Here is a 13,392-nt window from a genome sequence, read left to right as displayed (position 1 = left end):
GGGTTCCGGCGCCTTTGGTCAACGTGACCTGGCCTTAGGCATCGCCTTTGTGTCTACAGCCGGTAGGTTGACGTCGACAGCCATTGATCGGGAATTGTCTTGTCTCGCAATTGAATCAGCATGCTCGACTGCATAATCAAGATGTTGCAGATCCGAATCGCTAAATTGAACAACGCCAGACATCTGCACAAGCGCTCTCGTAACCGCTCGAGTGTAGTCGCGACGTGCAGAGCCCTGGATTCCACTGTTCGCTACTTTCATTGCTACTTTTCGAGCCAGCTGGCGATGCTCAAGGGTCAGTTTGCGCTCCAGTAACGAACCGTAGTCGTCTTCCGTGAGTATTCGACCTTCGACGATCTGCGAGCCAAATACCGCTCGTCGCCTCCACAGCCGTTGCAAGACGTGACGTCGATTTCCTCCGGACAAACGGCTACGGGCACTTCGGTTGTCGCTTTGGTCGTCGTCTGGCAAATCAAATCTCTGAATCGCCAAGTCTGGAAGCAACACGAGGGTGATGAAATCCCACACGGCCACGACACCAAAGTCGCTACCTGCAATTGGAGCCCAATTCGATAGTTGCCTCCCTACCGCCAAATCAAATTCTGCTTTGAAGTCGCCCCCAGAAGTTGATGCTTCTTCGGTTGCTGCTACGCAGTAATCTCTGAATTTCAGTAGTTCATCGTCCTGAATTCGAACGGGACCTGTTGCCGGAAAAGCATTTGGGCTGAACAGATATTCTTCGAAAAGAGCCCGATCGAAGGTTGGAAGCTGCGTACGGCTAAGCAGCGCATGGCGTAGCTTATTTGCATCTTTGAATTCGAGCCGCGGAAAAGATCGTAGAGCATTCATGATTTCATCCTGTATAGATCTGAACCGGTCAATAACTTGTAATCGAAAAGCTCAGGTTGTCGGAAATACATGCTTATCGCTGAATCAATCGTGCTGCTCAGATATTGCTCGGAGGCCCGTGCCGCGGCCGCGACGATAGAATTTGGGGCTTCCTTCGCAACCTCAGCCGCCATACGTGAGTCGCTCGTCGAATTCTTAATACCAGCGATAGTGCCTATAAGAACGCGGGTGATCGAAGATACCAGATCAGCATGTACTGAAGGGTTGGCTTTGCCAGCGATGAGGTCGCGCACTACTTGGAAATCTTCATTCAGTTCTAGGCGCACTGAATGTGCAAATGGGGCCTCAATGTCTTCAGCGGTCACGGCAAGTCTCCAAGGGGCCGGTGGAAGATGTTCCTCAACGAATGAAAACGCACTCGTAGGGAACCCGACAAGATCAGAGTTTAACGCCACACGTGAGCTTGGACCTTCTGCCAGCACAGCTCGTCGCAACCAGGGTTGCTCGTCAACGGGGCCGATTATGAAAGCTGATAGTTCAATGCTTTCGGATACTGAACTGCCGGAAACAGTAATTTCAGCAACGGCATCTAGAATATCGACTTTGCGCGTGAATGAAGCTTCCATTGTTAGCGAATATGCAGTATCTCGACAGGTGACCTCGATGACGAGGAGAGAAGAGCTGGAGTCGACGTTGACGGTCTCGAAGAGCTCATTGTCGACACTTGCGGAAACTCGAAAAGTAACTTCGGAATTTGAGTCCCAGACGTCAGGGAGTTTTTCAAATGCGTATAGTTCACCATCAAAGTTAGCTGACAGTTCTGACCATTGGACCGACTGCAGCCGGGGGTAAGGGTAGAAAGTGAACTTACTCAATTAATTTCCTCCGTTTGCAGATCAACCTCGAGAGCAGCCACAACGTGCGTTCGAAACGCGATGTCGACTACGCCATGATTCGGCACGGTATATCTGTTGCCTTGTGCAACTTGAATTCCATCTTTGAGCCAAACGACTTCTGCTTCTTCATCAGTGAGCTTCATCCGGCCCTCGGCTGTCAACGCAAAAATGTCTGCTTTGACAAGCACGCTGTTACCGGATTTCGAACTGGCTTGGACTTGTAGTTGTTGCCCTAGTCGATCGTTTGTGGCTTCGCTTCCTAGCACTTCGACTCCTACATCCGGACGAGACTTTTTGGAGCGTGCACCGCGACCAGTACTCGCTGAAGTGCCTCCCTCCGGGTCATCAAGTTTTCCGAATGGAACGAATTCACGCAGACCATTCGCGACCTCTCGAACCGACCGGGTGGATTCTTTCTGCGGAGTCTGATGGGCAGATAGAAATTCACGAGTTTTCTGCCGAATATTATTCAGAGCGCGGCTAACCACGTACGCCGAAATCTCATTGTCAGTTCCTGAACGGGGAGTCCAACTGTCGTGGGTTGGCGGCTCTGAAGCGCTGAAGTGCTTGTCGCACTCTGGCGTCGGTTTGAAAACTCCGTGCCATTCAATATTTTCATCCGTAAATTCAGCGAATTCGTCGTAGTACACAACGAGTTCCGCTTCGGAACGCATAAGGCACAGCGCGTTCTGGTGATGAGATTGCGGCGCACTTTCCGGCGTCTTGAGCCGAAGAGACAAATGGAGATGACCCACGATCCGATCTCGGCGAGTACCAAAATAATCTGAATGTGAAATACCCGGCTTCTTGGGCGGTCGCAGGGTGATTTCTATGGTTCGTTGGTCTAGGATTCCGGAAGGAACATCGCGTTCATCTTCAAAGGATTGTTGTCCCTGTTTCGTCCTGACATGAATAAGCGCATTTGCATATATTTCACTCTCCTGGCGAATCCGATCTGCCACCCCGAGCTCGTCCTCATTCCGGTACAGCTCAATCAGCATCGGTGCGTTTTCATTGTCTAGAGGAATGGTTTTGGGCCACGAGTTAAGAGACAAAGCTTCAGAGATCTGTATTAGCAATTCAGAAACGTGATCGTCAGTTTCGACAGCTACCTGGACGAGTGGTGCCTGTTCGACTTCTGCGCCAGTGTAGTCAACGTCTTCAACCGAGATAACTGGTTCTAGGATCAGGATCGAAGTTCCTGTTTCGTGGAATTCGCCTTCGTCTCCGAAGGGTACATGGAATAGCAACTCACCGAGCCGCTGGGCCTCATCCCCAACAATGGGAACAATATCGTCCAGAGCCGGGTTCGAAGTCGATGGTACGAGATTGCCCCACCAATGCGCCCCCGTAAACCGTTGCTTGTTTTCTGCGTAGGGTTCGTGCAACGACGCTGCGATCAAACGGTGCTCAAACTGGCCTGAGTCGGTTAGGCAACGGGTCCAATAAACTACGCTATGCACACGGGAGACTTCGAACGTTGCAGTCTTACCGAAACCGAAGGTTCCACCTGAAGACTCCGACGCTTTGGTTGTTCCGATATCAAAGACAAAAGAATTGAAGTTATTGGGCTTACCCTCTTCAGCGACCTCTGTAGCGCGGTAAGGACCGTTCAGACCCGTGGTACCACGATCGTAGATCTCGATTGCGTGAAGATTGGGGTTATTGAGACTGGTTCCTAGGTCGCCTAATGAAGAAGGTAAATCCGTAAAGATTTGTTCGCGCAAGACCTTACGCGCGCCTTCATTTACTTTGTAGACGCGTACGCCATAGGCCGGATCCCAATCTTCATCTCGCGCATCCCAAGAATTCTGCAGAGTTTCTCTTACCACAATCCCAACGCGGGAGAGATCCGACGTTGGGCGTAGGAGTTTCCCGCGCCCGCCACTTGTCTGGTCGCCCGCCCCCCGCGGTTTCGAGAATCGTTTCAGCGAAGTGAGAGGCATAACTATTCACCGTTTTCAGTAGCGAGGCGATTATGGTCAAATTTGGAGTCAGATTCTCCAAGTGCAGCGAGGTGAAGTTTGTAACTGACATTCGAAACTGCATCAGCAATGGCCTGCGAAAGCTTAGTCATGCTCAACACGGGACTGTCGGGCGTGATTTCCCAGAATCGCCATGAAACGATGTCGAAACGGTAATCCTGCGCATCTGGCATGCCAATTACGTAGCCAACGTTTTCCAATTTGTCGACCAATAGGTCACGGTCAACTCCTAAAGAGAAGAGACGTTCAATAACATCGTCTAAACGCTCGCCACTGTTGCTGTCGATTTCTGCAACTGCCAACGTCAACGTGGCGCTTAGTGGCGCAGCCAGTTGCTTTAGGCCGTGAATAGCAACTGTGGATTCGGTCTGAAATTTTGACGTCTTCACTTCTACGCGTGAACGTGAAGAGACAAAATCATGGACATCAAATTTTGTGCGTTGCCAATTTTCTAGTGCACCTGGTCCCAGAGTGGCCACTGACTGTTCCAGGAAGCAGAGCTCACCGTAGAGGCCACTCGCTGCGGTGATGCTGAACTTGGTCGAAGCGAGTTGAAGTAAACGCCGCCAATCAGACGCCGATTCTTGTAATACTGCGGAGGGGTTAGCTTCTCCTAGTAGTCGTTCCAGCAGTTCGTCCACGAACACATAAAAGACTTCGTTCAGTCGAGACTCATGGCAAACAACTTTTATGCAGCTTACGTTTTCCCCGGTGCTGTCAACAGCAACCTCAGTAGCGGTTACATCGATAACTTGACTGACGGAAAAAGAACGAACTGTTTCGCCAGGCGCCTCGAAGAAGGCCACTGAGTTTCCGATGCGATCAAACCCGACCCATGCACGATGGGGAGCTTCTCGCCCCAGAATAATCTTGACATCCGCTTCATTCTTATCGAGCCGGGAGTGTGCTCTACTCAGCTCTAAGAAATATTCGCGAGATCTTGGGGCTGTCATCCTGCGTAGCTTCCTTCGTTGTCTAGGATGTCATCAATTTCGTCGTGAGATTCGCTGAACTCAGGGACCACCCTGATCCGAGTTCCCCTCCGAACTTCGAGTTCCTTTCGGCTGTCCAGGGGGGCTATATATGCGACACCCATAATCGGCAAATCTGGATCTTCTAGTAGTTCAGGCGCGATTTCTTGTAGAACGTCATCCATGTCGCGACGGTGTTTTCTCTCGCCCTGGACTTTTGAAGTCCTAGAAATTGGGTACAAGATGAGTAGCCCGCGGCCGTCGAGACCGTCGCGATCGCGTCGCAAATCTAACTGCTCGTTATGCTTCGGACTTGAACCCAAATCATGTTTCTTACCGAAGTATTCCTCGAAGTCGCGAAGAATGTCTCCACCAGACATGAGAGACCGAATATTAATGTGCGACAAGTCCGCGGCGTTTTTCTCGCCGATTGGTGTGCGCTGGATCAAGTCAAAGGGCTTCAACTCATTGCCATCAGGAATGACCACGTTCCATGTCTTCTGAGGCATGTTCTCGGTAGCCCACGAATAAGCATTCTTGAAATTCTCTTCGAATCGTGAGTGGACAACAAAGTCATTGAAGAAAACTTCGAGCTCATTGACTGGAACATCAGCGTAAAGTATGGATCCAGTAGTCTTTCTGTACGGCGCCAGAGCTTGCCGTAGCTGAAGAGCAACGTTCACGTTTTCGTTGTGGACGTTTACATTAGTGACATCAAAAAGCGTTGTCTGGAGGCGTGTTCCCTCGAAATCAACCTCGGCCACGGTGGCATGCTTCATTTTTGCGGCACTGGTAACTTGAAGCCTTCCGGGGTGCAACAGAACTCGAACACCGATTTGCTCCGGAGTTTCATTGGAACCGGCCATTCGGCGAATTTCCTGCCGAACGTCTTCTTCCACGGTAGCCAGGAACCGGTAGTCGTCCTCGAGGCCAGGACTCAGCCAAACTCTTTGAAGGTCTTCGTAACCAAGACGGTAACCGAACCATCGTCCCATCTGAAGCAATGTGTCGTAAGTACTGGAAGTCCGTGTGAAATACGAAACGAATAATCCTTCGAGAGTTAGACCACGGGACAGCGTTCCACCGCCAATGACAATGACTGTCTGAGGATTGTCGTCAGGGTAGTTCAGCCGTTCTGCATCGGAAGCTGAACCGTTGTCGACGGAGACTTTGATGGCACGCAGAACATTTGGGATTTCTGCCTTCACCAACTGCCAACTGGGGGCGTCCATCTCGCCAGTGTAAAGCTCAGCAGCGCGGTCACGTTCGTTGTGGAAAGTATCGAGAAAAGAATCTACCTCTTCCTCGCGTGCAGCCCGTTGCAGTGGGGCAAGAAAGGCTTTCACCTCGTCACGCATTGCGAAATGTGGATTGACGCGATGGGTAGTGTGTATGAGCATTGTCGAATGCTTCTTGACCTGCCCGCGCGTACGGCGGATGGCGGCAGAAACAACAAACCAGCGAATCGCGTCTTCCAAAGACTCGGTAACGCTAGGACTTCCGCCCTTAGCGGGAGTCAAGAATTCGAGCTCATCCTTGGGAATTGCGCGGATAACATCGGGAATATTAGCGTCGGGTGAGCTTTCTAGCCCGAAGATACGCTCAGCACCAAAATAGGCTTTAGGCGTCCTCATAACGTGGACAAAGTCTTTAGGGTACAGTTGCTGAAGCCCGTTGCCACGCGTGTTGCTATTCGGGTCCATTAGGATATTTGCGAATGGCGTCGCGGTGTATCCCACGTAAGTTCCATTGCGCACTTCAGCCCAAATTTCACGCATCAACTTGTTGATCTTGGTCGGATCATTTTCGGGCTTGGCAGAAGAATCGGGAGTAGCCTGATCCGATTCATCGTCCACGATGAGAATTGGCGTATTTTTTCGAGTTTTTTCGTCGACGGACCGCAAGAAGTCTAGTACATTCTGTAGGCGTGATCCGTTTTTCTTTACAACAGCAATGATTTTTTCATGTGTGGAAACTACTACGCCGGCATTGCGAATGTGGGTGCGTCCAAAATCGCCTTCGGGGTCGGTTAGGCGGTACCAACCCTGGCTCCCTCCGTCCATGCCGAGGTCTCGTTCTAGACGTTCCTGAGTTTGCTTGCGTAGATTGTTGTGAATTCCTGAAAGAACGATCACGAAGCGATATTTTTCGTCAATGCCTTTGGCGATCACTGCTGAAAAGTTCGCTGTCTTGCCTGACTGTACGTTTCCGACAACAAGTCCCAGCCGCTTTGCATCGTAAACCCTAGGCTCGGCCAGTGAGGAGACGATGGCGTCGGTTGACTTGTCAATTTCGTCAATCGCATCGCCCAATCCGGTCTGTTGCATGCGGTCTCGAAGGCTGGACCAGACACCATTCTCTTTCGGGCCCGTGTACCACCCAAGCTCTAGTACATCTCGACTTGTAGACGTGTTGCCATCAGCTTCGCGTAGTTTTTCGCGTCGAGTGATTTCATCGCGTCGACTTCCAATTATCTTGATGACTGCTTCTCGCACGTCGGGGACAAACGGCTCGAGCATTAGAACCACCTCTTGGGTGGCCTCGTCGAACGTTTTTCCCCTGGAGAGAAGTCCATCGAGCGCGGCCTGGACGGCAAAGAGCTGGTCGTCTTTCAAATCAAAATCTCTTTTCAATCACGGAAAACTTGATGTTTTTACCATTGTATTCAGGGTGCCGACAATTTGGATTGATCAGGGCAAAAATCTTTTATTGAGACTTTTCGACAAGAGGGCGACGTAGCTGATGAAACAATCAGTGAAACAATAATGAACTTTTCGCGTGATCATGATTCGTAGGCCGTATGGGTAGTATTTTCAGCATGGCAAGAATTCGCAGTTTTAGGTACGTTGCTTCTGACAGCAATGTTCATCCGACCGAGGTTGACGCACAGTGGTGCACAGTCGCCTTAGGGGAGTCAAAGTTCCTTCAGGTTTCTACCTTTGGCTCAGACCTGCGCGCGTCCAAGCCAAAAGTCAGCCAAACGATGCAGTTTGATGAAGATTCTGTGTTAGGGCTATTGGAAGGAATTTGTCAGACATTCCCTGAAGTGTCAGTTGAGTACATGCGACGTAGGGGAGTCACTCCTGACGTGTAGTGGCTTTGAGGTTGCGTAAGCTGTCGTAGCACTCGTAATTGCTCTACGGTTCTGAAAGTAGCCAGTGGGCCCCAAAGTAGATTGTTCGTGGATTCTTGTACTGCCATCTAGCAGAGGAATCGTGTTTCATATTTTTTCAGCAACGTCGGGAAAGCTTAGATGACCAGCAAGATCTTGACAGATAACGACACCGGCATCGACGATGCCTTGGCCCTCGCGTATCTATGCTCTCTTGATCACGTGCAGATCGAAGCGGTAACCAGCACCGCAGGCAACGTCGACGCCGAGCAGGTTGTGGCGAATAACCGCGCCTTGCTCAAGCTCTGTGGAAAGCCAGAAGTTCCAGTTCTTATCGGCGCACACGATCCACTGGAAATCCCGCTGGTTACGACTCCGGAAACGCATGGACCTCAAGGTGTTGGTTACGCGACCCTTCCAGACCCCGGGCCAGACTATGAAGCTGATCAAGACGCTGTTGACTATTGGATTAAGGCTGCTCGTGCCAATCCAGGTGAGCTGACTGTTCTGCTAACCGCGCCACTGACCAACTATGCTTTAGCACTGCGCCGTGAACCGAAGCTGCCGTGGCTGCTTCGCAAAGTTGTGATCATGGGTGGTGCTTTCTACTACCAAGGGAATACAACGCCGACGGCCGAGTGGAACACCCACGTGGATCCGCATGCGGCAAAGGAAGTTTTTGCTGCCTACACTGCTGCCGCTGAACAAGGATTGGATTCCTCGAAGCTGCCGATTGTCTGTTCTCTGGACACCACGGAACGCTTCGAAATGCAGCCGGAATTCCTTACGAGACTCTCCACTGAAGCTGGATGCGATGAACCCGAAGTCGTCCAGGCCAGCGACCCGGAAGGGACATTGAGCACGTCATCGAATCCGCTGGTGCGTTATCTCTCCGATGCCCTGCGCTTCTACTTCGAATTCCACAGGCACTACGACCAGGGGTACATTGCCCACGTGCACGACTACTTTGCAGCCGGGGTCGCAGCAGGAACCTTGGATTACGAAACGCGTCCCGCAACGGTGGACGTTGAGACAGAATCGGCATTGCTCTTTGGTACCACCGTGGCCGATTTCCGCGGGCTGTGGGGCAAGCCGGCGAATGCCCAGGTGGTCGTGGCAAATGACCCCGAAGCAGGGTTCGCCGAGCTGGTCCAGCGCCTTGGTGCGCTGGCAAGGAAACTCAACGGGAATTCCTGAGCGCAGGCAGGTGGGCTAGAATCGTCTACCGGGTCGAGGTGACATAGACCCGCCATTCGCGCGTTGCGGGAGCAATCCTGCGCGCAGCCAAACTCGTATCCTCAGGATTGCCTCATCATGTCACCGAACCTTCTTTTGCCCGAAGCATCAGCGACCCAGCTCCTGCGTCGCAGGGTGCTCGGCGCAGCTGGAACCCTGCTGCTCGTTGGAACCTACCTGTTCCTGGTCATCACCCAACCCGCGGGAATCGTCGAGGGTCTGGGCCAGGGAGTTGCCTTGGCAACTTTCGCCGCCTACCTGATTGCAGCCGTCCTGCTGCTGCTCGCTGTGCTGCCGGACCTGCCGGTCTCCGCTCTGACGCTGATCCCGGTCGCACTGGCACTGAACATCATCCTGGGCCAATTCGTGGGGTCCGCCATGGTCCCGCTCTACCTGGATTCCATCGGCACCGTGCTGGTGGGCTTCCTGGCCGGCCGCCGTGCCGGTGCCGCCACCGGTGTGCTCAGCACGCTGATCTGGTCGCTGTTTGCCCCCACCGTCTTGCCATTTGCTGCTGGAGCCGCTCTGGTCGGTTTCCTTGCGGGAACCGCCGCTCGCTACGGCGCCCTGCGCCGGCCATACCTTGCCCCGATCGCGGGCCTGGTTTCCGGCGTACTGGTTGGCGTAGTTTCCTCCCCGGTGGCTGCCTTCGTCTATGGCGGCACCTCGGGTGTCGGTACCGGCGCAGTGGTTGCGGCCTTCCGCTCCATGGGGGATTCGCTGCTCTCCGCGGTCACCAAGCAGGCCCTGATTTCCGACCCAGGAGACAAGGCAATTGTCTTCCTCATCGCAGCGCTGCTGGTCTTCGCCTTGCCGAAGCGCTTGAGTGGTTCCTTCGAATTCATCCGCCGCTACAAGGTGCTGGACAAGAGCGGAAACAAGTAGGCCACCCATGAAGCGCCGCATCGCTGAGCTGCATCCTTTTACCGTGCTTTGCCTAGCCGTGCTCACGGTTGCGATAGCCACGGCTGCTAGCCGCTGGTGGCTGAGCTGTGCGGTAATAGTGCTTTGCCTGGCCATTGGCGCAGTTGCGGGCAAGGCCCGCAAACTCGCGGCGCTCAGCGGTGCAATCATGCTCCCTACTCTCCTGTCCTTGCTGATGATCCATGGACTGGCTTCGCAGGAAACTTCGGCGGTGCTCGCAGCATGGGGGCCAATCAGCCTGACGCTTGGGGGACTAGAGATTGCCATGACGTTGGCTTTGCGTACCTCCGTGCTGGTGGTGGCCGGTTTGCTTTGCGGTTTGCTGATCGATAAGCACCAGCTGGTGGCAGCCATCGATTTGTCTCCGGCTCCGCCGCAGGCGGGATACCTGTTGGCATCCACGCTGTTTCTTCTTCCGCAGATGATGGAAAAGCAGCATGCCATCGGGCAAGCCCAGGCCTTGCGGAAAGCAGGAACCGGCCGTGGTTTGGCCGGTTGGCTGCAGCGCTTGAGGCTGCGTGCTGTGCCGCTGGTGCTCTCCTCGGTGCAAGATGCCCATGACCGTTCGGTTCATCTGGCGGCACGCGGTTTTCCCGCCCGCGGTGAGCACAGCAGATTACGCCTAGTCTCCGACTCGCGGATCCAGCGGGGAGTCCGCTGGGTTGCCCTGCTGTGTTCGGTGCTGGTGCCGGTAGCGATTCTGGTGCCACTCGGGGGAGCCTCATGATGGATATGGAGCATCGTACGCCTGCCGGAACTACGGCGGCGCTGAACCTCAGGCTGGAAAGCTTCCGCTACTCCGAGGCGCACTCCGATGCCTTGCGCGAGATCGAGATGGAATTCTTCCCGGGGTCCCTGACTGTCATTGCCGGTGACTCTGGATCCGGGAAGTCCACGCTGGGCGGAGTACTAGCTGGCATGCTGCCGCGGCCGGGAGCGGACCAGTGCGAGGGAACGGTCATCCTGGCGGGGCAACGGATCGACTTTTCTCCGGAGTATTCGCCACGAATCGACATAGCAGGCTGGGCCAGGCATGTGGGATTGCTGCCCCAGGATGCCGGGCGCTACCTTTCGAGGATTCGCCAGACGGTTGCAGAAGAGCTGGTCTTCGCGCGGGAGAACGAAGGAATGCCCCGCGTAGAGATGGCAGAGCTCATAACCGAGCTTTCCACGCGGCTGTCCCTGGAACATCTGCTGGAACGCGACCCCGCCAAGCTTTCAGGAGGCCAGGAACGCCTCGTCGCGTTAGCTGCACTGTCCGCCGCGAAACCGTCCATCATTGTGCTCGACGAACCGCTGGCCGGTTTGGATTCCAGGGCAACTAAGACAGTGACCGCGATGATTTCGCGACTGCGCGCCGAAGGCACCGCGATTGTGGTGCTGAGCCGGGCAACTGAATCATGGGCAGCCGAAGCGGATGCCCTGTGGAACTTGGCGGACGGAACTTTGCGGCCTGCAGTTGAAGGCGCTACAACCACTGCGTTGCCTTCCAAGCCAAGAAGACCATCCATCGCAGCAGCAAAGCCCCTGCTGGACTTTGCCGGCGTGCAGCTCGGATACAAGGGTGCCAGCGCCCCGGTCCTCTCCAACCTTGACTTCGAAGTCCGAGCCAGAGAATGCGTGGGGCTGGCCGGCGCCAACGGAACGGGCAAGACCACGCTGCTCAAAGCCGCCGCAGGGCTGATCAAGCCAGATGCCGGAAAAGTGCAGGTGGCAGCTGATGCTGGGATGCTCCTGCAGAATCCTTCGGACCAGCTCTTCGAACGTACGGTAGCCCGCGAGGTCGCTTTCGGCCTTCCCAAGAAGAGCATCCAACGCGCCCGTGTGCCGTTGGTGCTTGAACAGCTGGGCTTGGAATCCTATGCGCAGACCCATCCTTATGAGCTGCCGGCTTCGGCCCGCCGGATCGTTGCCTTGGCCACCGTTCTGGTGCGCGAACCGCAGCTGCTCCTTCTCGATGAGCCAACGGAGGCACTGGATTCGGCTGGGCTTCGATGCCTGCACGTGGCAATCGATTCGGTGCTCGAACGCGGGGGAGCGGTGCTGTTCTCATCCCATGATGAGCGGTTCATGTCGCTCACCGCGCACAGGGTGCACCAGCTGTCGTAGGAATTTTTTGCCGCGAAATAGGCCCCCATTTCTTTGCCTCGGAAACTTTCGCCCAACTCAATTCACCTGAAAAATGTGAATCGAGCTGGGAGGTTGTCCAACGGCAACGTGCAGCGCTGTGCGGTGACCGGGCCCGGCGAATCAGTTCAACTCGTTGCGCACGATCTTCCCCTGGGCAATGACCACCTGAACCTGGGAGTGGGCCTGTGTTCCTTCGAGCGGATTCGATCCCAGAATCACTACATCGGCCACACCCTTGCGAAGCAGCTGGCCTACGCCTTGACGCTCGACACCGATCAGCTTCGCGGGACGGGTGGTCACCGATTGCAGCGCCTGCAGCGCAGAGAGCCCAGCGTCTTCCAGCGCCTTTGCTTCCACTCCGACCGGCATGACATCCGTGCCGAACGAGTCGGTCCCGGCGACCACCAGCACTCCAGCCTCATTGGCCGCGCGCACGGCCTGCGCCAGTACCGGGCCGAACTCGCGGCCGCGCTCGGCGATCACCGGATCGGATGAGTTGGCCATCCCGGCCACCCCGGCCAGGGTCGGAGTGAATGCGGTGCCTCGGCGGACCATCTGGCCGATGGTCTGTTCATCCACGAAGACTCCGTGCTCAATGCTGGCCACTCCAGCGCCGACGGCTCCGGCAATGCCCTTGGCGCTGTATGCGTGGCAGAGCACCCGGGCTCCGCGGGCCGCCTTCACGATGGCCGATAGCTGCTCCCGGTCGTAGACCAGCTCCAACGGGTCTTGCTCGGCCAGCCCCGCGCGCGGATTGGCGCGCGTCTTGATGACCGTTGCGCCGCGGCGCAGATTCACACCGGTCAGATAAGCGAGATCCTTGACGTCGCGGATGTTGTCCTCCAAGGCGGCCAGCGGAGCCAGGTCGGGATCTGCGAGGATCGAGTCGCCCTGTTCGGGGGAGACGAACAAGCCTGCCGGATGCATGCGAGGCGAAAGCCCGGGATTCCATTTCGGCAGCGAGGCAAGCGCTATGTCCTGGTAGAAGGTGGATGATCCGCTGCGCACCGTGGTCGCCCCGCTTTGCAGGATCAGGCGGACGTCCTCGAGCCCGTTGGCGTGCACGTGGGCATCCACCATGCCGGGGATGATGAATTTGCCGGTGGCATCGATGTGAGTTGCCTGCCCGGCCGCGTCCTTCACCGCCTTCCGGGTGGCCTCCCGGGTCCCAACGGCTTCGACCTTTCCGTCGCGCAGCACCAGCACGCCGTCTTGAACGGTGTCTCCGGTGGCAGGATCGATGAGCGTGCCGCCCTCGATGATGATCGGGACTGTTTTCAACGCCTAGC

General features: G+C 55.2%; 10 protein-coding genes. 4 read left to right on the top strand and 6 right to left on the bottom strand.

What is annotated here, in order from left to right; all coding sequences use genetic code 11:
- Positions 1-18: 18 nt before the first annotated feature.
- The 5 genes from ACT3TP_RS16285 to ACT3TP_RS16265 form a co-directional block, all read right to left on the bottom strand.
- Positions 19-849: a hypothetical protein gene (locus tag ACT3TP_RS16285; protein ID WP_444621028.1), complete on the bottom strand. Its 831-nt coding sequence runs from the start codon at positions 847-849 to the stop codon at positions 19-21.
- The gene (locus ACT3TP_RS16280) at positions 846-1,724 is read right to left on the bottom strand and encodes a hypothetical protein (RefSeq protein ID WP_444621026.1); all 879 of its coding nucleotides are present in this window, start codon (positions 1,722-1,724) and stop codon (positions 846-848) included. The genes ACT3TP_RS16285 and ACT3TP_RS16280 overlap by 4 nt, the downstream gene beginning before the upstream one ends.
- Complete coding sequence (locus ACT3TP_RS16275; protein WP_444621025.1) at positions 1,721-3,577, bottom strand: hypothetical protein; 1,857 nt, start codon at positions 3,575-3,577, stop codon at positions 1,721-1,723. The genes ACT3TP_RS16280 and ACT3TP_RS16275 overlap by 4 nt, the downstream gene beginning before the upstream one ends.
- A gap of 116 nt (positions 3,578-3,693) precedes the next feature.
- Positions 3,694-4,683, bottom strand: coding sequence for a PD-(D/E)XK motif protein (locus ACT3TP_RS16270; RefSeq protein WP_444621024.1), 990 nt, complete (start codon positions 4,681-4,683; stop codon positions 3,694-3,696).
- Entirely contained in the window at positions 4,680-7,316 is a 2,637-nt protein-coding gene (locus tag ACT3TP_RS16265) for a Z1 domain-containing protein (RefSeq protein WP_444621023.1), read from the bottom strand. Before ACT3TP_RS16265 ends, ACT3TP_RS16270 begins: the two co-directional genes overlap by 4 nt.
- Positions 7,317-7,954: 638 nt before the next feature.
- Between ACT3TP_RS16265 and ACT3TP_RS16260 the strand changes: the two genes are divergently transcribed.
- From ACT3TP_RS16260 to ACT3TP_RS16245, 4 genes are all read left to right on the top strand, one after another.
- Complete coding sequence (locus ACT3TP_RS16260) at positions 7,955-9,010, top strand: nucleoside hydrolase (protein WP_444621022.1); 1,056 nt, start codon at positions 7,955-7,957, stop codon at positions 9,008-9,010.
- A 117-nt stretch (positions 9,011-9,127) separates the two neighbouring features.
- Entirely contained in the window at positions 9,128-9,934 is an 807-nt protein-coding gene (locus ACT3TP_RS16255) for an ECF transporter S component (protein WP_444621021.1), read from the top strand.
- A 7-nt stretch (positions 9,935-9,941) separates the two neighbouring features.
- On the top strand, positions 9,942-10,700 hold the full coding sequence (locus tag ACT3TP_RS16250) for an energy-coupling factor transporter transmembrane component T family protein (protein WP_444621019.1): 759 nt from the start codon (positions 9,942-9,944) through the stop codon (positions 10,698-10,700).
- A 5-nt stretch (positions 10,701-10,705) separates the two neighbouring features.
- On the top strand, positions 10,706-12,082 hold the full coding sequence (locus tag ACT3TP_RS16245) for an ATP-binding cassette domain-containing protein (protein ID WP_444621018.1): 1,377 nt from the start codon (positions 10,706-10,708) through the stop codon (positions 12,080-12,082).
- 141 nt (positions 12,083-12,223) lie between these two features.
- On the opposite strand, the gene ACT3TP_RS16240 is transcribed toward ACT3TP_RS16245, so the two are convergent.
- Positions 12,224-13,384 carry an amidohydrolase family protein gene (locus tag ACT3TP_RS16240; protein WP_444621017.1) on the bottom strand — a complete coding sequence of 387 codons (1,161 nt, stop codon included), beginning with the start codon at positions 13,382-13,384 and terminating at the stop codon, positions 12,224-12,226.
- Positions 13,385-13,392: the final 8 nt, after the last annotated feature.

This window comes from Glutamicibacter sp. AOP38-B1-38, assembly GCF_052377485.1.
GTDB lineage: Bacteria > Actinomycetota > Actinomycetes > Actinomycetales > Micrococcaceae > Glutamicibacter.
Note: the sequence above shows the minus strand (reverse complement) of the source record. Positions and strands in the feature narration are given on the sequence as shown.

What these genes read in the sequence shown, in the direction of transcription:
- ACT3TP_RS16245 (WP_444621018.1), top strand. Translation starts at nt 10,706, where the DNA reads ATGGAGCATCGTACGCCTGCCGGAACTACGGCGGCGCTGAACCTCAGG.
- ACT3TP_RS16255 (WP_444621021.1), top strand. Translation starts at nt 9,128, where the DNA reads ATGTCACCGAACCTTCTTTTGCCCGAAGCATCAGCGACCCAGCTCCTG.
- ACT3TP_RS16270 (WP_444621024.1), bottom strand. Translation starts at nt 4,683, where the DNA reads ATGACAGCCCCAAGATCTCGCGAATATTTCTTAGAGCTGAGTAGAGCA.
- ACT3TP_RS16260 (WP_444621022.1), top strand. Translation starts at nt 7,955, where the DNA reads ATGACCAGCAAGATCTTGACAGATAACGACACCGGCATCGACGATGCC.
- ACT3TP_RS16285 (WP_444621028.1), bottom strand. Translation starts at nt 849, where the DNA reads ATGAATGCTCTACGATCTTTTCCGCGGCTCGAATTCAAAGATGCAAAT.
- ACT3TP_RS16250 (WP_444621019.1), top strand. Translation starts at nt 9,942, where the DNA reads ATGAAGCGCCGCATCGCTGAGCTGCATCCTTTTACCGTGCTTTGCCTA.